This window comes from Flavobacterium sp. 9 (assembly GCF_002754195.1).
Taxonomy (GTDB): Bacteria; Bacteroidota; Bacteroidia; order Flavobacteriales; family Flavobacteriaceae; genus Flavobacterium.
This window is the reverse complement of sequence record NZ_PEEU01000001.1, coordinates 1,208,566-1,231,055: the sequence shown is the minus strand read 5'-3', so window position 1 is coordinate 1,231,055 and position 22,490 is coordinate 1,208,566. Positions and strand designations below refer to the sequence as shown.

The window sequence follows — 22,490 nt, the reverse complement described above, 5'->3', positions numbered from 1 at the left end:
AATCATGAAAAAATATATTTTAATAACAATAGTTGCATTGACTGTAATTTTTCAGTCTTGTACAGATGATTTAAATGTAGTCTCAAAAGATGACGACGTTCTTTCTTCTGATGTGTTATTTTCTACACCTGACGGATACAAAAAAGCTTTCGCAGGAGTATATGGAAATCTAACTTTGACAGGAGTTCTTGGTCCTGATAATTCATCGCTTGAAGGCGTTGATGCCGGAACAAGTCAGTTTACAAGATGTTTATTATACATGCAGGAATTAACTACAGACGAATTGGTTTGGAGTTATGAAAATGACGGAGGAACAGCAGAATTACAACGTAATATCTGGACAGCTGCAAATCCTGTTATTCTTGGAATGTTTAGTAGAACGATGGTTTCTGTTGCGTATGCAAATGAATTTTTACGTCAAAGTACACCAGAAAAATTAAGTTCAAGAGGTATTACAAATGCTGCAACCTTGGCAGATATTGCACTTTACCGTAAAGAAGTTTGTGTTTTAAGAGCGTACGCTTATTATAACATGATGGATTTATTTGGAAAAGCACCAATGTATACGGAAAATGATCCTGTAAATTTTGCCGGACCTGAGTTTAACAGAAAGCAATTATTTGAATTTATCGAAAAGGAATTAACAGCAGTTTTACCAGATTTAAAAGCAGCGAGAACAAATGAATACGGAAGATTAGACCAATCTATGGCACGTATGATTTTGGCTAAAATGTATTTGAATGCTCAGGTTTATATTCAGGCGGATCGTTTTAATGATTGTATTACAATGTGTAACGAAATCATTGCTGGCGGTTATACTTTGAAACCAAAATATCTGGACAATTTTAAAGCAGACAACAATACTTCTGCTGAAATCATTTTCGGAATTCAGTCTGATGGATCGGTTTCTCAAAACTGGGGAGCAACAACTGTTTTAACAAACGGACAAATTGGTGCGTGGGAAAATAATGGTGCTGATTTTGGAATTGGCGGATGGACTGGAGCACTTAGAATCAGAAAAGAATTTGCTCAGAAATTTGATGGTGCTAAATTCAGCCAAGATACCAGAAATACAATTGGAAAAGGAGTTGCAGGCGATCCTGGAAAACAAAGATCTATTGATATTGAAGACATTGGCGTAAAAACACAAGGTTATATTTTGTCTAAATTCTCGAATAAAACTTCGACAGGAGTTAACGGAATCAGTTCAACTTTTGCTGATACTGATTTCCCATTATTCAGATTAGCCGATGTTTATTTAATGTATGCAGAAGCAACTTTAAGAGGCGGAAACGGAACTTCGGCGAAAGCATTAGAATATGTAAATGCTTTAAGACAAAGAGCCAATAATAATTCGACCGTTGGAAATATCACTTTAAGCGACTTAACGCCTGATTTCTTAATTGATGAAAGAGCTCGTGAATTACACTGGGAAGCGCACAGAAGACAAGATTTAATTCGTTTTGGAAAATATACCGGAGGATCTTACAATTGGGCTTGGAAAGGAAATTCTTCAAAAGGAGTTTCAATTCCTGCTTACATGAGCGTTTTTCCTATTCCGGAAGGATCATTAGGAGCAAATAAAAATTTGACTCAAAACACGGGTTACTAAAACTTTTTTAAACTTAAACGATACACAAAATGAAACTTATATATAAAATATTTATAGCTGTTGTTTTACTTACAGGATTTTGGTCTTGTGAAAACGAAGAAAATTTAATGATTTTAGAGCCACAAGCGGCTGCTTTTTCTATCATAACTCCAGAAACTGGATCTTCGACAATTCTAAATAAAGACACGCCAAACAATACGGCATTGACATTGACTTGGGAAAAAGTAAGTTACGGAACGCCAACAATTGTTACTTACACAGTGCAATTTGCAGTAAGTAATACTGAGTTTGCTGCGCCGGTAGATATTACGACTTCTACAGGAACTCACGCCACTATTACAGTAGCAGAATTAAATGCAAAAGCACTGGAACTTGGACTTACAGCAGGTGTTGAAGGAACAATCGATGTGAGAATTAAATCTACTGTTGGAACTACTTTATCAGAGCCAAAAACTTCTACGCCAATCACCATTAATTTAACTCCATACAGAGGTGTTTTCCCTAGAGTTGATTTGTTTTTAGTTGGACCTGGAACTGCTGCAGGTTGGAGTGTAACGAGCAATAATATGCCAATTTACAGAGATCCAAAAGAAAATGCAAAACAATATTATACAGGATATTTTAATAAAGATGGATTCAAATTAATAGAGCAAATTGGTTTCTGGGCTCCGGCTTACGGAACAAATGGTGCCAAAGTTCAATACAGAGCAACAGAAAGCGATACTGATCCGGGAGTTTTCCCAACGACAGCGGCAGGTTATTACAGTTTTGAAATTAACCTTGAAGAATTAACATACAAAATCACACCTTACGCAGGGCCATTGACAACGTATACAACAATTACCGTGGCTGGATCTGTATTAACAGGCGATGATACGGGTTGGGATATGAATGTTCCTATGGTTCAATCAACATTTGATGCTCATATCTGGAAAGTTACTCAAACTTTAAAAGCCGGAAAAATGAAATTTAAAGCAAACGGTGGATGGGATACAAGCTGGGGAGATAATGGTGGAGACATTATTGTTGAGGCTGGAAAATATGATATCTGGTTCAATGACTTAGATGGTCGTTATATGTTTATACCAACTCCATAATTGAATTAAAAAAATTAAAGAAGTCTCGATGCGATTATTTTGAGGCTTCTTTAAATCAAAGTTTTTTAAAATTCAAAATTTCACCAGTTATAAATATTATCATGAAAAAATATATAAAAATTCTTGGGTTACTTGTCATAACTGCAATTCAGTTTTCGTGCTCAAGTAATGATTCTGCAGACAAAGAAGCAGTTAATCCGCCAGATGCAACGGATACTTTTATCAGAGCATCAGATGTTTCTTTTCTTCCTCAAATGGAATCTTTGGGAACAAAATTTTACAACAATGGCAAAGCCGAAGGAATGCTTACAACGCTAAAAAATGCAGGTTGTAATACAGTCCGAATCCGTTTGTGGAAAAATCCTGTAAACGGTCGTTCCGGTTTAACCGAAGTAAAACAATTGGCACAAAAAGCAAGACAAGCCGGATTGAGAGTTTGGCTTACCGTTCATTATTCTGATAATTGGGCAGATCCAGGTGTTCAGACAACTCCTGAAGAATGGAAAAATCTAAATTTTGCTGATTTAAAAACAGCCGTTACAAATTATACTTCAACAATAATTACAGAAATCAATCCTGATATTATTCAAATTGGGAATGAAATCAATAGTGGATTATTGTGGCCACAAGGAAACTTAATCAGTAACGAACAACAATGTCTTGCAATATTATCTGCTGCAAGTGCAACAGTTCGCAGTAAAGCGCCAAACACAAAAATCATGATTCATTATGCAGGTGTAAATGGTGGTGCAACAGATTGGTTTTTTAATAAAATGAAAAGTGTTGATTACGATTATATCGGATTATCCTATTATCCTGTTTGGCACGGTAAAGATTTAAACGAAGTAAAAAATACCATTGATGCTTTAGGAAAGAAATTCAGCAAAAAAGTATTGATTGCAGAAACTGCTTATCCTTTTACTTTATTACACAACGATCAGACTAACAATATTGTAGGTACAAGCGATCAGTTGGTTCCGGGATATCCTGCAACTCCAGCCGGACAAAGAACTTTTGTTATGGATATTAAAAATTTAGTAAAAACATCAGAATTCGGACAAGGATTTGCGTATTGGGGTGGAGAATGGGTTGCTTTCAAAGGTCCACAATCTCAAAGCGGTTCTACATTCGAAAATCAGGCTTTGTACAGTTTTGATAACAATGCTTTATCAGTAATGCAAGCTTTCAGTAAAGAATAAAACATGAAAAAATCACTTAAAATTGCTTCTTTTTTAATGCTAATTGGTGTTGCTTTTACTTCCTGTAAATCAAAAATGATTAGCGAAGAAAACTCCTTTTCAAACGGAGCAGATGTTGGCTGGCTGCCGCAAATGGAAGCAACTGGTTATAAATTTTATGATGCAGACGGTTCTCAAAAGGACTGTCTGCAATTATTAAAAGACCGCGGAATAAATACGATTAGATTAAGAGTTTGGGTAAACCCGAATAATGATAAAGCAAGCGGACATTGCAGTCCTGAAGAAACAGTTGTTATGGCTGTTCGTGCTCAAAAAATGGGAATGCGCATTATGATCGATTTTCATTACAGCGATTCTTGGGCAGATCCCGGAAAACAAAAAAAACCTGCTGCATGGGAAAAACATTCTTTTCCAGAATTGTTAACCGATGTTTATCAGCATACATATGATGTTCTGAAAATGTTGAAAAAAGCCGGAGTAACTCCAGAATGGGTTCAGGTTGGAAATGAAATTCCAGGCGGAATGCTTTGGCCGGAAGGCAGCACAGATAATTTCAGTCAATTAGCACAATTGCTTGATAAAGGTTACGAAGCGACAAAAGCGGTTGATCCAAAGATCAAAGTAATTGTTCATTTGGACGAAGGAAATAAAAGCGAAAAATTCAGATGGTTTTTTGATAAAGCCACAGAAAACAAAGTGAAATATGATGTAATTGGATTGTCTTATTATCCATATTGGATCAAAACCGATTATCAAAGCACGATTTTAGATTTAGAAAATAATCTAAAAGATATGGCTTCACGATACAATAAAGAAGTTATGGTTGTTGAAGTTGGTGGTGATTTTGAACAAGTACAAAACACCAAAGAAATGCTTGAAGCTACTATAAAAGCGGTTAAAAGCGTGCCTAATAATAAAGGTTTAGGGGTTATTTATTGGGAACCACAAGGCGAAAAAAGCTGGAGCGGTTATCAACTTAATGCCTGGCTTTCTGACGGAAAACCTTCGCCGGCATTAGATGCTTTCAAAAATTAAATAAACAATTAAATTTTACTATTAAGAAATTAAGTGATTCAAGCTTTACGGGCTTAATCTGTTGTGGTTGTAATGCATAAAAAAACTAAACACATAGAAACATAGATTTTATTTTTTGAAAAAGTAAATTAAAAAGAAACTTGTTTCTCACACATAGCTATGTGTGTTAATGCAAGTGAAACGCCCTTTTTGAGTTCAATAATCCTATGTTTCTATGTGTTAAAATTATTATGTTCAACGAGTTATCTTAATATCTGAAAGGTGAAAAAATTAAAACAGAAAATGAAATTAATTTTTAAATCAGTATTATTCTTATTTCTACTTGTTTTTTCGTCTGGAAAAATGATGTCACAATCCACTACTGTTGTTTTAAAAGATAACTGGCGCTTTTCTAAAGAGGTAAAAGGAGATGTTTTTTCTGTAGATTTTGATGCTTCAAAATGGGAGAAAGTAAGTGTTCCTCATGATTGGGCGATTTACGGACCTTTTGATAAAGAATGGGACAAACAAGTTTCGGCAATTGAACAAAACGGAGAAAAAGTTCCTACCGAAAAAACGGGACGTACCGGAGCACTTCCGCATATTGGAACAGGCTGGTATCGCAATACATTTTCGCTTCCGGAATTCAAAAAAGGAAAGAAAGCACTTCTTGTTTTTGAAGGCGCAATGAGCGAGCCTCAGGTTTATTTGAATGGAAAAAAAATAGGAAATTGGGGTTATGGATACAGCTATTTTTACATCGATATTACCAACGATCTCAAAGTAGGTTCAGAAAATGTATTGGCTGTAAAATTGACTAATTTGCCATTTTCTTCAAGATGGTATCCTGGTGCAGGTCTTTATAGAAAAGTTAGTATTGAAGTAAAAGAGGAGGAAAGTTTTGCACAATGGGGAACTTTTATTACAACTCCGGACATGAAAGATAATAATGCTGTTGTAGATATTAAAGCTGAGGTTCTTGGCAGTAATGCATCAATGGTAACTGAAATAAAAAGATGCAAATAATAATGTAGTAGCAACGCAAAAAGATACAGAAATTAAAGATGGAAAATTCCATCAAGTAATGTCAGTTGCAAATCCTCATTTGTGGAGTCCTGAAACGCCTTATTTATATACTGCAACAACTAAATTATATGCATCTGACGGAACTTTAAAAGACGAACAAAATATAAAATTTGGTATAAGATTTATAAAATACGAAGCCAATAAAGGATTTAGCCTTAATGGTAAAGTGACGAAATTTAAAGGAGTTTGTCTTCATCATGATTTAGGACCACTTGGCGCGGCTGTAAACAAAGCGGCACTTCGCAGACAATTGACGATTCTAAAAGATCTGGGATGTAACGCGATTAGAAGTTCTCATAATATGCCTTCTTTTGAACAGCTTGAATTGGCTGACGAAATGGGATTTATGTTTCTTGCAGAAAGTTTTGACGAATGGGCAAAGCCAAAAGTACAAAACGGATATCACCGCTTTTTTGAAGAATACGCAGAAAAAGACATTGTAAACTTAGTAAGAGCCACAAGAAATCATCCTTGTATTGTAATGTGGAGTTCAGGAAATGAAGTTCCGGATCAATACGGAGCTGAGGGTTTGACAAGAGCTAAATTTTTGCAGGATATTTTCCATAGAGAAGATCCAACACGTCCGGTAACTGTTGGAATGGATCAGGTAAAACAAACTATGGCATCAGGTTTTGGATCTTTATTAGATGTTCCGGGACTAAATTATAGAGTTCATCTTTATGAAGAAGCATATAAATCATTTCCCCAAGGATTTATATTAGGGTCAGAAACAGCTTCAACGGTTAGTTCAAGAGGAATTTATAAGTTTCCTGTTGTGCAGCAAAAAGAAAAACAATACGATGATTTCCAATGTTCTTCTTATGATCTTGAAGCTTGTAGCTGGTCAAATGTTCCTGACGAAGATTTCGTGCTTCAGGATGATAAACCGTGGGTTATTGGCGAATTTGTCTGGACAGGTTTTGATTATTTAGGAGAACCAACGCCTTATGACGAAAAATGGCCATCAAGAAGTTCTTATTTTGGAATTTCTGATTTGGCGGGACTTCCTAAAGATCGTTTTTATCTTTACAGAAGCAGATGGAATACGACGGATAAAACGCTTCATATTTTACCACATTGGAACTGGAAAGGAAGAGAAGGCGAAATTACTCCGGTTTTTGTGTACACCAATTACGATAGCGCTGAGCTTTTTGTAAATGGAAAAAGTATGGGAATTCAGAAGAAAAACAATTCAACTCCGCAAAATCGTTATCGTTTAATGTGGAATGATGTTAAGTATGAACCTGGAACTGTAAAAGTTGTAGCCTTTGATTCGAATGGAAAAATAGCAGCAGAAAGCGAAGTGAAAACTGCCGGAGATGCATATAAAATTGTACTCGATGCAGATCGTCAAACTATCAAAGCTGATGGCGAAGATATTTCTTTTGTAACGGTTTCGGTAGTTGATAAAAACGGAATTCCATGTCCTACAGCAATCAATGAATTACAATTTAAAGTTACTGGCGCAGCAACTTACAGAGCAGCTTGTAATGGAGATGCAACTTCATTAGAAATATTTCACGAGAATAAAATGAAGCTTTTCAGCGGTAAATTGGTGGTTTTGGTTAAAGCGATCAAAACTCCGGGCGCAATCCAATTGGAAGTAACAGGAAAAGGACTTCAGAAAGGAAAAATAAATTTAAAGTCAGAACTTTAATTATTACAATATTGCAATTACATTAAATTGTTTGCAGAGATTAAGTTAGTTAGTTACTTCAAAAGCCACTCAAATTTGAGTGGCTTTTTTGTTTTGTAGCACTTACCAAAACATAAAATTGCATCAATCTCGACAGATTGCTATAAGTATAGATATGAGGAGATTAATGCTTTTGGAAAATTATTTTTTATAAGGTTAATCTTAAAAACAGGTATTATTACTTGGTCTTGATTTAAAACACTGCATTATATTTGTTAAGGTTTATTAGTCAGATATTTATGACGTGAGCGATGGAGTGGTTTTGGAGCTTGACGTCTCTAAAATAAGCCAATTTATTAAATCTTAGTTTCTGCAGTCTATAAGTATTAAAATTTATCAAATCTGAAAGGAAGACAGGCCAGAGGATGGCAATATTATGCCAAGAAAAACATCTGTTTTCAGTATTGCAAGCTTTTCAACTTTATAATTATACAAATAAAGTTAATAATGATCTGTTTTTTTTTGAAAGTTTAAAAATATTAAGAACCAAATCTCTCTTATAAATATGGAAAATACTGTAAACTTTTTTCTAAATGGAAAACCTACAACCATAGAAAATCCGTCACCTGATTTACTTTTAATTGATTATTTAAGATCTCCTGAAGTAGGTCTTTCCGGCCCAAAAAAACCATGCGGTCAAGGTGGTTGCGGTGGTTGCACAGTTATATTATCGGAATGGAGTGATAAAGATGATAAAGTTAATCATTTGGCTATAAACTCCTGTCTTAGACCTGTATGTGCCATAGGAGGGCTTTCTGTTACTACTGTAGAAGGAACCGGTGGTGTTCGTAAACCTGATCCGAAACATTTCATACAAAAATCCAGTTCTACGCGTAGTAATGTTACTTTGGACGAAGATAACTCTCCTGTATTAGAAGCAGCAGAAAAAGAAGCCCAGTCCAAACGTATTGCTGTTCAGGAAGCTATCGCCAAGAGTACCCAAAATTCAAGTTATTCTGCAGAAGTAATGCTTGTAGACGAAATTTCTGAATTTCCATCTGAAGAAACACATTCAGGGGTAAATCCTGTCGCTTATCAATTGGCATTAAACAACGGAAGTCAGTGTGGTTACTGCAGCGTTGGATTTGTAATGAATATGTCAGAATTCATAGTTAATAACCCAAAGGCAACCAAAAAAGAAATCGAACAGGCATTTGATGGAAATTTATGTCGTTGTACAGGTTATAGATCAATCCTTACCGGAATGAAAACTTTTGCTTCTGACTGGGATGCTGCTGATGAAAAAAAGAGAATGCCTTGTAAGCTGGATCCTGTTACTAAAGCTCAGCTTCCTGCTTATGTCGAGATTCCTTTTCCTGCAGATGCTAAACAGCCTGCTTCAGGAGTTACAACTGGTCGTTGGGCAACTCCAACTTCATTAACAGAACTGGCTAAAATTCTAAAAGACAACAAAGATACCCGACTGGTTCATGCTAATACTTCTTATGGTATTTATAAAAATGAGTATTTAGATACTACTTTTTATGCTGACATTAGGTTTATTCCAGAGTTAAATACAAAAAATCAAGTAACTAATGGGCATCTTGAAGTCGCAGCAAGTACCACTTATAGCGATTTGATTAAAATACTTTCTGAAGGTATTGATAAAGCTAAACACAATGCTAAAAAAATATCCAAATCAGATGTTACTACTTTAGAAGCATTAGATTATATGGCACGAAGAACTGCTGGTCGTATTGTCCGTAATGCTGCTTCAATTGGAGGTAACACTATGTTGGTATTAAAGCATATTCCGATACATACGGGTGAACCATTTCCATCTGATCTTTTTACAGCTTTATATGCTGTAGGAACAAAAATCAATTATTTCTTACTGGAAAAAAATGGCGAGTTCAAAGGATATACAAAAACAGCCGAAGAACTTGTTGAGGCTATTATAGCTGATCCAAAACTTGCAGATAATATTGTTCTTAGTTCCTATGAAATTCCTTTAAGAGATAGCAATGACATTGTATTTGCTCAAAAAGTTGCGCTTCGTGAAGTAAACGCTCACAGTATTGTAAATGTTACTACGAATTTCAATATCAACGATGATGCTATCGTTAAATCGGCAATAATTGTATTTGGTGGTATTGCTCCTTATCCGTGGAGAGCAATAGAAACTGAAAAAGCAATGAAAAATAAAAAATTGACATTAAAAGATGTCGATAGTCTTGTAAAAATTCTGGCAAAAGAAGTCTACGAAGAGCTTATTGCTCAGGAAGAACGTATGAAAGAAGTTCCTAATGAAGGTTTCACTTTAGAATATAGTACACAATTAGCAGTTTCCTTTTTTTACAAATCAATTGTAAATGCTTTAGTAGCCAAAGGAATTTCGATTCCGGCAAATCTGACTTCAATAGCAGAAAATAAATGGGGTAACTGGCCTGTAAGTGATGGTGTTCAAAATTACCACACGCAAGATTATAAAGCTCCTGTGGCACAACCTTATATCAAGGTAACGGCGATGTACCAAACATCAGGACAAACTCATTACACGCATGAGCTTCCTGTACCGCCGCTTACTTTAAACGGGGCATTTGTACAAAGTCAGAGAGCGCTGATGAATTATTCATTTGCTGTAGAAAATAAAGAGGCAACGATAGAAGAATTACGAACACATCTAAAGAAAAAATACTCAACTTTTACCGATATCATTACCCATGACAACATTAAAAACGGAGGACGTAATTATCAGGGAATGGGTAATGACCAGCCACTTTTTGCAGAACAATTAGTAAGTTATGTAGGTCAGTCTATCGCTATGATACTTGCCTCAAACGAGCAAGAGGCAATCAAAATTGCATCCTACGTTTCTACAGAATGTCTTCAATATACAAAACCAGGAGCTCCCTATACAGGAGAATGGAGTGAACCTATTATAGATTTATTTGATGCTATCAAGAAAGATAGTGTTTTTCCGGATGCACCTGTTTCTGCTTCTTACTCTTCTCATATCTGGAAAATAACACGTCCGGGAAGTCAATTTGATTGGGTAAAAAATCATCCGTCAACCACTCCCAAAACTCTTATACGAGAAGAACAAATAGATGCCCGAAAAGAGGATGTAGACAATATTCCTTGTACAGTTGTCAGTTCTTCACAACTTTGTGGAGGTCAAGCTCATTTTTATATGGAACCACAAGCCTGCATTGCAACTCCTATAGATGAACAACGTATGAAAGTTCAACCATCAGTTCAAAGTCCCGGAGGAATGCATGAAACTGTTGCTTCGGCATTAGGAATATATTATAATCAAATTGAAGTTGAAGTTCCTGCCGTAGGAGGAGGATTTGGAGGAAAAACAGAACAAACACGTTTTGTTGCCGGACCAACTGCCGTTGCTGCAAAAGCTACTAAAAGACCTGTCAGATTAGCAATACCTCGTGACGAAGATACTGCAATGATTGGAAAACGCCATGCCTATTATGGTGAATACGAAATTGCCGTTGACACTGGAAAATATAAAGAAGAAAATAAAGGAATAATTCATGGCTTTCAATTAAAAATGTGGGGTGATGGAGGTGCATTTTATGACTGTTCTTTTATAGTATCCAATTGTATTCAATTGCGTACAGACAATGCATACAAAATTAAAAACTTTCAAAGTCAAATTGATGTATGCAGAACCAATACCGCTCCTAGTACCGCAATGCGGGCCTTTGGAGACGTTCAGGGAAAAAATATTGTTGAAAATGCCATCGATGATGCCGCTGTTTCAATCAATATGAGACCGGAAGACTTACGTGAAAAAAACCTTTACGATCGTGGTGATGTAACTCCGTTTGGGCAAGCACTTACGTATTGTTATATGAAACAAGTATGGGCTTACGCTAAAAAAGTCTCGAATTTTGAAGCCAAATATGAGGAAGTCCAAAAATTCAACAAAGATAACAAATGGATTAAAAGAGGTATTTCTATGATTCCTGTAAAATATGGCTCAGGATATAATTTCCTTGCACTAGAGCAATCAACTGCTATTGTGGCCGTCAATCCGGGTGATGGAACGGTTGTTATTCATCAGGGTGGTGTTGAAATCGGACAAGGATTGGTCACTCAGGCACAACAAGTTGCGGCTTATGTTTTGGGAATTCCAATGGAAATGATATTTATTAACAATGTAAATACAAATGTTACTCCAAATCCAACAAGTACAGGAGGTTCTACAGGAACACCTTATTCTTGTGAAGCCGTAAAACAAACCTGCGAAGAAATGCGAGCCCGACTTATGGAATTTGGTTATCAAATGCTGAAAGATAATGGTGATGATTGGTGTAAAGCTAAAAATATAGACTTTTGGAATTATGGTGCCGGAGAAAATAAAGGCTGGGCTAAAAAAATAAAACCAAGCGGACCAAACAAACCGATGATTTGGCAAAATCTAATCAGTTTAGCGGCCTCAAACAGAGTAAATCTTATTGCTACTTTTAATGCTAAAATAAAAGGCGGTGAGGTTCAGGTTCCGGCTATGACCTTCAAAACCGAAGCAGATCAACCTAATCTTCCGGGTGTAGACCGTGTTAAAGATGCAACCCTTGGCGGTGGCGTTGATTCATTTGTTGGTTTCACCTATTCAGTAGCATGTTCTGTTACTGAAGTAGATATCCTTACCGGAGAAGTAAAAATTATTAGCTCTGATATTATTTATGATATGGGATGGAGCATGAATCCTGCTATAGATATAGGACAAATAGAAGGTGCTTTTGTTCAGGGTATTGGATATCTTTTAACTGAAAAGTTAGTATCAGAAACTGAGGGCCCAAATATAGGACGATTAAATTCGACCAATACCTGGCGTTATAAAATTCCTGCTATTACAACCATTCCTTTAGAAATGAATACATTCCTTTTCCCTAGGGATGAAGATTCTGTAAAAAGTATTCCTGAGGATCCTAACCAAATATTTTCTGCCAAAGAAGTTGGTGAGCCTCCTTTAGTATTGGCAAACAGTGTCTTCTTTGCTATAAAAGATGCTATACGTGCTTCAAGAAAAGAACGTAATCTACCAGCTCTTTTTCGTTTAGATGCCCCGGCCACGGTGCAGGAAGTACGCAAAGCTTGCGAAGTAACTCAAAAAAATCTAGTAGAATAATAACTAACAACCAAATCGACTATTTATGAAACATTTAAAACCACTTATTTTAGCAATTTCCATCTTGTTGGTCTCCTGTAATAAAAAACAGGAAGAACCAGCTGCAGCAAAAAAGAACAATGCTTTAGCTAAATTAGAGCAGCAAAATTATGAAGAAGATGGATTTCCTGATTTCGGTTACATGGTAAGCCCTCAGGAATACAGAGACAAATATTCTGATCAGCCTATATTTCGTCTAAAAACAGATTTTCCAACGGAACTACCTAAAGATATGCCTAAATTTTTGGATATCGATTTCAAAAAAGAACCTTTAAAATATATAGAAGCCGTTCGCGATTATGGTTTTGAAGGAAACACTGAAGAATGGAATCCATACAAAAATAAAGTACGGAACTGGTACCATATTCCGTGGTTGCATCCAAGTGTTGAAGGACCAGGTGCTTATCCGCCAAACGGAGGTACAGAAGGTTTTCATGGGCTTATTAAAGAAGCACCTCTGGGACCTTATCAGTTAGGACCGGGACTAAAAGGAGTTGATGGTGATTATTCTGTGTACGCCATTACTTTAATCAATGATAAAGCAGGTTATGCGATGGGCAAAATGTGGAAATACCCACAAAATCCTAATATAAAAGTATTGGATAAACGTTATGATGATGGCGGATTTCCAACCGGAACTGTTTTTGTAAAATTACTTTTTACTGATGCACCAAAAGGAAAAGATTTCGTAGATTATCTTGTAAATCCATTGACATGGAAAGCTTATATTACAGAGAATTTTTGGACTTCAGATAAAAGAGTCGTTTCTGAAGTACATCTTTTGCAAATGGATATTTCTATCAGAGATCCAAGAGCAGACAGAAGTCCGACAAATCCTCAAGGAACCGGATGGGTATTTGGAACTTTTTGTTACAATGGTAAATTAAATAATAAAAACAAATTAATGAACCTTGTGCCTGTTGGACTTACATGGGGGAATGATCCTGAAAACAAAATCAACAAAACATCACCATATCCGCCAATCAAGACTGAGGTAAATAAAGATTTAAAAGAAACGGTGATTTTTGAAAGTCCAAATCTTCCGCCTCAGCACCTTGGATGGAATGGTAGGTTAGACGGGCCTGCAGATTTGAATACTGTTTCATGTATGTCATGTCATAATGCAGCTCAATATCCGGCAGTAACATCACTTGTTCCGCCTAATGCCGCTCCAGATGGTGGCCCAACTCCTCCTGCAGGTGGTGGTGGTGATAAATGGATGGAATGGTTCCAGAATATAGAATGCGGTACCTCTATGAATAACAATGTATATTCAACTGATTTCTCTTTTCAGGTCGCTATTGCTTTAGAAAATTTCTTTACTGCAAAAGAAGCTGCAGATAAAGGGAAATTTGCTTCTCAGTACAAAGCCGTTCATGTGCCTATCCGTCGTGGAGATATTGCGCCTAATAAATAATCTTACGTTCAAAATTAATAATTCATTATTGTATGCCGATTCGGGTTTTAGATAACCTGAATCGGTATATATACTGATGTTATGCGAAAATTATAAAAATTGTTTAGGGAATAATTAATTAGTACCAAAAGCTTAAATCCTAGAACAAATGACCCACGAATTTTTAAAAATAATAGAGTCGTACAAAAGAGCAAGTAAAAAGAATACACGAACCGTTCTTGCAACAATTGTTCATGTAGAAGGTTCTTCTTATCGGAAAGAAGGAACCCAAATGCTCATTGATGAATATGAAAATATAACAGGAGCATTAAGCGGCGGTTGTGTCGAAAAAGAAGTTATCAGACAAGCAGATAGTGTATTTTCTACCAGTTGTCCAAAAGTATTCAAATATGACGGTCGTTTTAGATTGGGGTGCGAAGGAAGTATTTATATTTTAATAGAAGTCTTTCGTCCAAGTGATGTACTTCTCCATTTAATTGATGATGCTATCCAACAAAGAAAAACTTTTTCTTTATCCTGTTCTTTCCTGACAGACGAAATAAGCAAACCAGATTTTGGAACTTCTTTTGAATTCAATACTATTACCATTTATCATCCTAATTATAAAAAAGAGACCAATAATCGGATTTTTACACAAAAAATAGAATCACTAAATCGGTTATGTATTTTTGGAGTAGAACATGACGCACAGAAACTAAGTCAAATGGCCAACTTCTTAGGATGGGAAGTCATCATAATAGGTTCTGAATACAGTAGCGTAAATGGTAGTGATTTTCCGTTTGCAAAATCAGTTTTAACAATGAAACCAGAGGATTTAGATCAGAGTTTATTTTGTAAAAATACCGCAATTGTAGTCATGAGTCATAATTTTTCCAAAGATTTACGTTTTTTACTCAACACCATTACTACAAAAGTTAAGTATATTGGTCTTCTTGGTCCGGTACATCGCAGAGAAAAATTACTAAACGCAATCCTTGATACTGATTTAATGATTGACGATTTAGTATTTGACAAAATTTATGGTCCCGCTGGCATCTCCATCGGAAGCAAAACTCCCGAAGAAATCGCATTATCTATAATGGCAGAAATTACCAGCATCTGGCGAACAAACCAAAAAGAAGTCGAATACGCTTGTTCTTCAGGTAGTAAATAGAATGTTTGCATCTTTGTATTTTTATATCAAAAGCCACTCAAATCGAGTGATTTTTTGTGTTTTTTTGAATAGGCTCCAGCTTTAGTTTAAATAAAATCAATCTCGCAAAGGCGCTAAGACCAAAGTTTAAACACAATCTTGTCATTTCGACGTAGGAGAAATCTTCGTGAGAAGCTCGACAAAGATTAGATCATCGTTGCGTCCCGAAGCTTCGGGATTGCGAAGATTTCTCCTCCGTCGAAATGACAAACTAGACGGAAATACTGTTATTAAATATTTTTTTGAATTCCATCTAACGGGTTAATTCTATACTAAAATGCTGAGGTTGTGATTGAATATGAAAAAAAATATTTCTTTTTTGATTTTAAAATATACTTTTTAGTATATTTGCAATCTAATTACAAAACACAATGCTTACAAAAGCCGAAAAGACAAAACAATTTATATTAGAAACTGCAGTGCCGCTTTATAACGAAAAAGGCATTTCGGGAGTTAATATTGATGATGTTTTGGAGGCAACCAAGCTTACAAAAGGTTGTCTTTACGGACATTTTGAAAATAAGGAAGATTTGACTGAACAAGTTATTGACTTATCGCTTAAAATGGTTTCGGACAAAATTAGAGCCGCCGTTTATAGCGGAAAAACCATAAAAGGTAAAATATTTGCTTTTTTAGATTTTTATAAAAACCCAATCGAAACTTTTATTTCAGGCGGATGCCCAATATTTAATACCGCTGTAGAATCGGATGATAATTATCCTTTCATAAAGGAAAAAGTTGCCAAAGTATTAAAAAATGGTCAATTGGAATTAACGGCGCTACTTCAGGAAGGAATTAATATTGGTGAGTTTTCTAATAAACTTGATCCTGCCGTTTTTGCTTTTAAATTGGTAGCTTCTGTAGAAGGAGGGATCGTAATGTGCAGAGTTATGAATACAGCAAAACCAATGCAAGGTCTTGTAAAGAGTCTAAAAAATGAATTAGAGCAATATGTGATTTGATTTTTTTTAATCTAAAATATACCAAAAAGTTTATTTTAAAATATACTAAAAAGTCTAAAATATAAAATTTAAATTATAAATATATAATAATGAAAACATCAGGAAATACAATATTCATCAGTGGCGGAAGCGCAGGAATAGGATTAGCAATAGCAAAAAAGCTAAATGCAGCAGGGAATAAAGTAATCATTAACGGACGTAATAGCGAGCGTCTTGAGAATGCATTAAAACAATTGGATAATGCAGTTGCGATACAAGGCGATTTATCAATAGAATCTGATCGAATTCGTATTGCAAAACAATTAAAAGAAGATTATCCAGATGTGAATATCATCATCAATAATGCTGGCGCAGCTTTTAGTTATCTTTTAAATGAAACTCTAAATGCGCACGAAAAAGCAGCTATAGAAATGAATACAAACTATTTAAGTGTAATTCATTTTACGGAACTTTTATTGCCTCATCTTATACAAAAAACAGAAGGTGCGATAGTAAATATTTCGTCTATCGCTGTTTTTGGCAGTCATAAATTAGTGCCTACTTATGGCGCTACAAAAGCCGCATTACATAGCTATACCGTTGCGCTGCGATATACTTATGAAGAAGAAAAAAACCTTCAGATTTATGAAGTTTATCCTCCGTTGGTAAATACAGAATTCTCGGCAGAAATTGGCGGTGCAAATGGAATTCCTCCGGAAGAAGTTGCAGATGAATTATTTATTGCTCTTGAAAAAAGTCAGTTTGATGTTCCGGTAGGCGATTCTAAGCAATTTTTTAAATAACGAGATATGAATATCAAAGGAAAAACGATATTGATTACCGGAGGTGGTTCCGGAATTGGACTGGAATCTGCAAAGCAATTTTTAGCCGAAGGTGCAAATGTTATTATTACAGGTAGAAATTCAGCAAAATTAGAAGCAGCAAAAAAGTTATTACCATCATTAATTATTATAAAAAGTGATGTTGAAAATGAAGAAGATGCTATTGCGCTTTTAGATAAAGTGACTTCTTTGGGCGGAATCGATATTTTGTATAACAACGCAGGAGTTGGAAGTCCGGCGCTTAACCTTGGAATTGCAAATGATCAAATCCTGAAAAATGCAGTTTATGAAATGAATGTCAATTATTTTGGTGTTATAAGATTGAATAACCTTTTTATAAACATGCTAAAATCACGAAAAGAAGCTGCGATAATCAATACAACTTCGATTTTGAGTTTGGTTCCGGCTCTCGAAGAACCGACTTATGCACCAACCAAAACGGCCTTGAGTTTTTATACGAGAACGCTTAGAAAGAATTTAGAGATTTTGAAAAGCAACGTAAAAGTATTCGAATTGCTTCCTCCGGTTGTCGCAACAGAAATGACAGCGAACAGAAATGATAAGAAAATCACACCGGAACAATTGGTAAAAGCACTTGTTTCGGGAATTAAAAAAGACCAATTTACGATTAGAGTAGGCGATACAAAATTGCTTTATGTTGTGAGCAGATTTTTTCCAAAGTTAGCTTTCAATTTAGTGAATCCTAAAAAGATATATGCAAGTCTAAAATAATAATTTGAACTTTAAAGATATAAAATGAAAGCATTTATAATTAATAAATACCTCAAAAACGGAACTTTGCAACTTGCAGATATGCCTGTCCCTGAGTTAAAAGATAACGATGTTTTAGTTGATGTTTATGCAGCAGGAGTAAACCTGTTAGATTCTAAAATAAAGACGGGAGAATTCAAACTTATTTTGCCTTATAAACTTCCTTTAATTTTAGGACATGATGTAGCCGGAATTATTACGAAGATTGGAAAAAACGTAAAGAATTTTAAAGTTGGTGATGAAGTTTATTCCCGTCCGTCAGATCATCGTATTGGTACGTTTGCCGAATCAATAGCTATAAATGAAAAAGATGTTGCACTAAAACCAAAGAATCTTTCTATGGAAGAAGCCGCTTCAATTCCGTTAGTGGCTTTGACCGCATGGCAAGTTTTGGTAGAGAAAGCAAACATTAAACAGGAAGAAAAAGTATTTATTCAGGCTGGTTCCGGAGGAGTTGGGACAATTGCAATTCAGCTGGCAAAACATTTAGGAGCTACGATTGCGACAACGGCAAGTGCCAAAAGTTTTGATTTACTTGAAAAACTTGGAGCTGATGTTATTGTTGATTATAAGAATAGTGATTTCGAAAACCGACTAAGTAATTATGATGTTGTATTGAACAGTCAGGATCAAAAAACACTCGAAAAATCATTAAGAATATTAAAATCGGGCGGAAAACTAATTTCGATTTCAGGACCGCCAACGCCAGATTTTGCTAAAGAAATTAAGGCGCCTTGGTTTGTAAAAATAGTTCTTTCGTTGCTAAGTTCTGGTATTCGTAAAAAAGCCTCTAATAAAAATGTAGACTATTCTTTCTTATTTATGAAGGCTAATGGCGAGCAATTAGGCAAAATCACGACACTTATAGAATCAGGAATAATTAAACCGGTTTTAGATAAAGTTTTCCCTTTCGAAGAAACAAATGAAGCATTGGCTTATGTAGAAAGTGGTCGCGCCAAAGGTAAAGTTGTTATTAAAATAAAGTAAACAATGTGTTGAGGAAAAATCGATAATAGTATGGCATTAAATCGCAAAGGTTTTGTCGTTTCGAGGAACGAGAAATCTTCGCAAGAAACTCGACAAAGATTAGATTCCCGTTGCGGAGTTACTCGTGAAGATTTCTCGTTCCTCGAAATGACAAACTAGGCGAAAATGTTCTTTTGAAAATGAATGTCCTAGCCCCGATAGAAGTGGAAATCCTTTTGTTGCGGGGTTCGCCACAAAAGATTGAAACGGATAGCGGGATTAGCTCCTAAAAAAATGCATTCAACGCTTTAATCAATGTTTTTTAAAGTCTATTTATCACACACTTCCAATTTAAAATGAGCACCTAATTTACCGCGTAGTTATAAATGAAAACGCTGTAATTTTCATTCATTGTGGCCCTATAAAGTAAATTTAAAGAAAATCAGTTATGATTTAAATTCGGGGACTGGAATTTAACTGATTTAAGCCAAAACCGAATGCTTGTTTTGAATTGGAAGTGTGTGATTAAATAGCATTGAATACTATCTTTGTTTTAGTTTCAAATCTTCTAAAAAAATAGGATTTTGTTCTTTAAGATTCACAACAAAAGCCACTCAAATCGAGTGGCTTTTTGTATTTTTATCATTTATGAAAACTAATATCTTTTTTAATCTATGCGCCTCTTAATGTTTGCTTTTTAAAATGCTTCAAAATCTGTTTTGGCGCAGCAATAACTTCTCTGCGAATAGAGTCAAACCATTCTACTTCTTTAATAACTTCTGCGCAACATTCATTTTTCGAATTGAAAAAACAGCTTTTAATATTGATTTTATCTTCTACATAACAATATTTCATTTCAACAAAAAAAGGTTCGGTAAACATTAGATTTTTATGGCAGACTAATGCATGATTTCCTTCTTGCAATCCAAGATGCAACGCATTGAGTTTCTCTCTTGAAAAACCGTTATGAAATAGAAAATGATATAATAATCGAAGTGTATAAGAAATGTACGCAGCATCTTCCATAACCATAAAATCATTTACATCTTCGCCGGAAACAACATAATTTTTGCAGATCATTTTAAGTGTAGTTAAGATTAAAAAAAAGAGGTCAGCTAAGTATGAAACTGACCTCATAACATTAGTCATGTTTGCTGATCTTCCAAAATCAAAATAAAGTATTCAGCTAATATGCAGTGGGTGACATCTATTATCTAAACATTTTATTTTATTAAAGGCGATCAATTGGTTAGTAGAAAGTTGTAACTGATTTTTATCTTATCAGCAATTTTTTTTCTGACAAGATTTGGTATTTCGATATCATAATCTTCCGGTTTTACTTCAAATGAACCAACGGCAATTATTCCGTTGGCAGCCTTTGAAATTTTTACGATTACGGTAATAGGTTTTGTTTTTCCGTGAATCGTAAGATCTCCTTTTAAAGTAAAATTTTTAGCCGTGTTTGTAATTTTCGAAATATCAAAATCGTCTATTTTACCTTTTAAAGTTGCTTTTGAGAACTTCTCAGATTCCATATAATTTTCATTGAAATGTTCTTCCATTAAAGCAACCTTAAAACGAAAACCTTTTATAAGAACCAATGCAGCAAAATCTCCTGTTGATTGGTCTAAAACTGCAGATACACTTTTGTTTTCGGCAGCAACTTCTTCATTATTTGGCGTTGAAGCCTGAAATTTTATACTCCCTGTTTTTGTGATCAGTTTTTGAGCAAATCCATCTGTATTCACAACAATAATAAACAGTAGTGCAAATAAATTTAGAAATGATTTTTTCATAATAATTAATTTTCTTTTAATCCGTCAGTATTCCATTTTACAATTAAGTCAATATTGGTCTGAGACATTCTTCCGCCTTGAGGCATAAGTCCTTGTTGACCATTTTGCAACTGAATTCGAGTTAATAAACCAGCGTTTTGAACCGCCGTTTTAACTTCTGCATAAGTTGTTAAAGGCCTGAAAGAAGCAGATCCGCTGCTAGAGTGACAACCGGCGCAACTTGCATCAATAATAGATTTTACATTTTTATTATAAGTAAGAGCCGTGGGAGTTGTCGGATCTGTTGGATTTGTTGGTGGCGTTCCTGTATCTATTGGTTTTTCAATATCCTGGTAAGTATCAGAATCACTACAGCTTGCAAATGCGGCCAGTAAAATTGTAAGTGCTAATGTTTTTTTCATGATTTTTTATTTATATGTAGTTATTAAAATACTCGGTAGAGGTTAAAACCGAAAAAGAAATCTCCTTTGCCCCAATCTCCGGAAGCATTGGTAAGGTATCCGCTCTCGCTCATGGATTGCGAGTTGGTAAAGATTAGCTGAAATACGTGCCCGCCGGTTTCGACATCAAGACCAACAGAAAGTGGATTTTTGTAAAACTCTGGTTTGTCAAAATTGTGCATGTATTCTAAATTCACAGATAATCTTTTGGTGATTTTATAACGTCCGCCTCCTCCAAAAGAAAACTGATTGTCTTTTTCGATATCTGGATTGTAAAGGTTTTTATGTATAAATGAAGGCACTAATTCTAAAGATAGTTTTTGACCTATTTTTCTGGAGATCAGTAATTGTTGTACATAAGTCATACGATCTTTAAATTCCAAACGTGGATATTGTTCTTTTTCTAAAAACGTATTAATATCTGCAACGCTGTATCCAACAATATCAACCGGGAAATTATCGCTTTGTCTTGCCATTCGGTATTTTAATCCGGTTTCATACATCTTGTTTAATGTATGTCTGGATAAACTAACAGACAACCAATCTGTAACGCCATAAATACCGCCCAGTTTTGTAGTTGCATTATCAAGACCAAAAAAACTGTCAAAGCCATCTTTAACACTTCCAAAACGGTGAGAAACCACAAAGTAAAACTCTTTTTTTCCAGCCATTTTTGTGGTCTGTAAGGTTACTAGCTGTAAAGCTTTGAAAGTTGCGGTAGAATATGTGTCTACTACTTGAGTAGAATCAAGACTTTTTAATAAATCATCTTGCGAATAGGACATCGTGACTAAAAAAAGGCAGATTGTAACTAGAAAATTTTTCATAAATTGATTAATTGGTTTGTTTATTAATGGTGCATTGGTCTATTTTAACCTCTTGAAACAGTTCGTCGTAACCAATACATTTGCCTTTTACCGTTACTTTATTATTTAAAAGTGCTGGTTTAACTTTTTGAGTAAACAGACAAAAAACATTCATTTCAAGTATGATTTCAGAATCCGTTTGTTTGGTTACTTGGCCTGTTATTTCAATAGTTTTGTTCAGGTATAATGCGTCTGCTTTTTTGGGATCAGCATCATAATCTTCAAGTAGTTTTTTTGCCGATATGCTGAAATCCGGCATTTCTGATTCTATATTTCGGGCTTCTTTAAAGAGAAAACCGTAATAAAAATAAATACCCGCCGAAGCCAATATCAATAAGGCCGCAATTACAAATGCTATTTTTTTTCTTTTCATATTTTTTCATTTGGTAATAGACAATAGTCTAACAGCCTTGGTAGAAATTGA

Annotated in this window: 16 protein-coding genes and 1 pseudogene; 12 read left to right on the top strand and 5 right to left on the bottom strand. The window is 35.1% G+C overall.

Translation table 11 applies throughout. The features are described 5' to 3' along the window. Window positions 1-4 precede the first annotated feature (4 nt). The 12 genes and pseudogenes from CLU81_RS04320 (at window position 5) to CLU81_RS04265 (ending at window position 18,985) form a co-directional block, all read left to right on the top strand. Window positions 5-1,612, top strand: a complete 1,608-nt coding sequence (locus CLU81_RS04320; protein WP_099712668.1) for a RagB/SusD family nutrient uptake outer membrane protein — start codon at window positions 5-7, stop codon at window positions 1,610-1,612. A 29-nt stretch (window positions 1,613-1,641) separates the two neighbouring features. Then, entirely contained in the window at window positions 1,642-2,709 is a 1,068-nt protein-coding gene (locus CLU81_RS04315) for a SusE domain-containing protein (RefSeq protein ID WP_099708698.1), read from the top strand. Between the two features lie 101 nt (window positions 2,710-2,810). Continuing rightward, window positions 2,811-3,908: a glycosyl hydrolase 53 family protein gene (locus CLU81_RS04310; protein WP_233209654.1), complete on the top strand. Its 1,098-nt coding sequence runs from the start codon at window positions 2,811-2,813 to the stop codon at window positions 3,906-3,908. A 3-nt stretch (window positions 3,909-3,911) separates the two neighbouring features. Further along, complete coding sequence (locus tag CLU81_RS04305) at window positions 3,912-4,943, top strand: glycosyl hydrolase 53 family protein (RefSeq protein WP_233209653.1); 1,032 nt, start codon at window positions 3,912-3,914, stop codon at window positions 4,941-4,943. 282 nt (window positions 4,944-5,225) lie between these two features. Further along, window positions 5,226-7,665, top strand: a pseudogene (locus tag CLU81_RS04300) (DUF4982 domain-containing protein). A 544-nt stretch (window positions 7,666-8,209) separates the two neighbouring features. Then, complete coding sequence (locus CLU81_RS04295) at window positions 8,210-12,796, top strand: molybdopterin cofactor-binding domain-containing protein (protein ID WP_099708696.1); 4,587 nt, start codon at window positions 8,210-8,212, stop codon at window positions 12,794-12,796. A gap of 25 nt (window positions 12,797-12,821) precedes the next feature. After that, entirely contained in the window at window positions 12,822-14,252 is a 1,431-nt protein-coding gene (locus CLU81_RS04290) for a hypothetical protein (RefSeq protein WP_099708695.1), read from the top strand. Window positions 14,253-14,400: 148 nt separating this feature from the next. Continuing rightward, window positions 14,401-15,405 (top strand): XdhC family protein, encoded by a 1,005-nt coding sequence (locus tag CLU81_RS04285; protein WP_099708694.1) that lies wholly within the window; start codon window positions 14,401-14,403, stop codon window positions 15,403-15,405. A 410-nt stretch (window positions 15,406-15,815) separates the two neighbouring features. Beyond that, the gene (locus CLU81_RS04280) at window positions 15,816-16,406 is read left to right on the top strand and encodes a TetR/AcrR family transcriptional regulator (RefSeq protein WP_099708693.1); all 591 of its coding nucleotides are present in this window, start codon (window positions 15,816-15,818) and stop codon (window positions 16,404-16,406) included. Window positions 16,407-16,495: 89 nt separating this feature from the next. After that, window positions 16,496-17,188, top strand: coding sequence for an SDR family oxidoreductase (locus CLU81_RS04275; protein ID WP_099708692.1), 693 nt, complete (start codon window positions 16,496-16,498; stop codon window positions 17,186-17,188). A 6-nt stretch (window positions 17,189-17,194) separates the two neighbouring features. After that, window positions 17,195-17,959: an SDR family oxidoreductase gene (locus CLU81_RS04270; RefSeq protein ID WP_099708691.1), complete on the top strand. Its 765-nt coding sequence runs from the start codon at window positions 17,195-17,197 to the stop codon at window positions 17,957-17,959. A 24-nt stretch (window positions 17,960-17,983) separates the two neighbouring features. After that, the gene (locus CLU81_RS04265; protein ID WP_099708690.1) at window positions 17,984-18,985 is read left to right on the top strand and encodes an NADP-dependent oxidoreductase; all 1,002 of its coding nucleotides are present in this window, start codon (window positions 17,984-17,986) and stop codon (window positions 18,983-18,985) included. 651 nt (window positions 18,986-19,636) lie between these two features. On the opposite strand, the gene CLU81_RS04260 is transcribed toward CLU81_RS04265, so the two are convergent. The 5 genes from CLU81_RS04260 to CLU81_RS04240 all read right to left on the bottom strand — a co-directional run bounded on the left by CLU81_RS04260 (window position 19,637) and on the right by CLU81_RS04240 (window position 22,439). Beyond that, the gene (locus CLU81_RS04260) at window positions 19,637-20,044 is read right to left on the bottom strand and encodes a hypothetical protein (protein ID WP_099708689.1); all 408 of its coding nucleotides are present in this window, start codon (window positions 20,042-20,044) and stop codon (window positions 19,637-19,639) included. Window positions 20,045-20,205: 161 nt separating this feature from the next. After that, complete coding sequence (locus tag CLU81_RS04255; protein ID WP_099708688.1) at window positions 20,206-20,760, bottom strand: YceI family protein; 555 nt, start codon at window positions 20,758-20,760, stop codon at window positions 20,206-20,208. 5 nt (window positions 20,761-20,765) lie between these two features. After that, the gene (locus CLU81_RS04250) at window positions 20,766-21,161 is read right to left on the bottom strand and encodes a hypothetical protein (RefSeq protein WP_099708687.1); all 396 of its coding nucleotides are present in this window, start codon (window positions 21,159-21,161) and stop codon (window positions 20,766-20,768) included. Window positions 21,162-21,184: 23 nt separating this feature from the next. Beyond that, window positions 21,185-22,027, bottom strand: coding sequence for a DUF5777 family beta-barrel protein (locus CLU81_RS04245; RefSeq protein WP_099708686.1), 843 nt, complete (start codon window positions 22,025-22,027; stop codon window positions 21,185-21,187). Between the two features lie 7 nt (window positions 22,028-22,034). Then, complete coding sequence (locus tag CLU81_RS04240) at window positions 22,035-22,439, bottom strand: hypothetical protein (RefSeq protein ID WP_099708685.1); 405 nt, start codon at window positions 22,437-22,439, stop codon at window positions 22,035-22,037. Window positions 22,440-22,490: the final 51 nt, after the last annotated feature.

Coding starts and splice junctions, on each gene's coding strand:
- CLU81_RS04260 (WP_099708689.1), bottom strand. CDS start 20,044: ATGATCTGCAAAAATTATGTTGTTTCCGGCGAAGATGTAAATGATTTT.
- CLU81_RS04280 (WP_099708693.1), top strand. CDS start 15,816: ATGCTTACAAAAGCCGAAAAGACAAAACAATTTATATTAGAAACTGCA.
- CLU81_RS04315 (WP_099708698.1), top strand. CDS start 1,642: ATGAAACTTATATATAAAATATTTATAGCTGTTGTTTTACTTACAGGA.
- CLU81_RS04295 (WP_099708696.1), top strand. CDS start 8,210: ATGGAAAATACTGTAAACTTTTTTCTAAATGGAAAACCTACAACCATA.
- CLU81_RS04275 (WP_099708692.1), top strand. CDS start 16,496: ATGAAAACATCAGGAAATACAATATTCATCAGTGGCGGAAGCGCAGGA.
- CLU81_RS04240 (WP_099708685.1), bottom strand. CDS start 22,439: ATGAAAAGAAAAAAAATAGCATTTGTAATTGCGGCCTTATTGATATTG.
- CLU81_RS04255 (WP_099708688.1), bottom strand. CDS start 20,760: ATGAAAAAATCATTTCTAAATTTATTTGCACTACTGTTTATTATTGTT.
- CLU81_RS04250 (WP_099708687.1), bottom strand. CDS start 21,161: ATGAAAAAAACATTAGCACTTACAATTTTACTGGCCGCATTTGCAAGC.
- CLU81_RS04245 (WP_099708686.1), bottom strand. CDS start 22,027: ATGAAAAATTTTCTAGTTACAATCTGCCTTTTTTTAGTCACGATGTCC.
- CLU81_RS04320 (WP_099712668.1), top strand. CDS start 5: ATGAAAAAATATATTTTAATAACAATAGTTGCATTGACTGTAATTTTT.
- CLU81_RS04290 (WP_099708695.1), top strand. CDS start 12,822: ATGAAACATTTAAAACCACTTATTTTAGCAATTTCCATCTTGTTGGTC.
- CLU81_RS04265 (WP_099708690.1), top strand. CDS start 17,984: ATGAAAGCATTTATAATTAATAAATACCTCAAAAACGGAACTTTGCAA.
- CLU81_RS04305 (WP_233209653.1), top strand. CDS start 3,912: ATGAAAAAATCACTTAAAATTGCTTCTTTTTTAATGCTAATTGGTGTT.
- CLU81_RS04285 (WP_099708694.1), top strand. CDS start 14,401: ATGACCCACGAATTTTTAAAAATAATAGAGTCGTACAAAAGAGCAAGT.
- CLU81_RS04310 (WP_233209654.1), top strand. CDS start 2,811: ATGAAAAAATATATAAAAATTCTTGGGTTACTTGTCATAACTGCAATT.
- CLU81_RS04270 (WP_099708691.1), top strand. CDS start 17,195: ATGAATATCAAAGGAAAAACGATATTGATTACCGGAGGTGGTTCCGGA.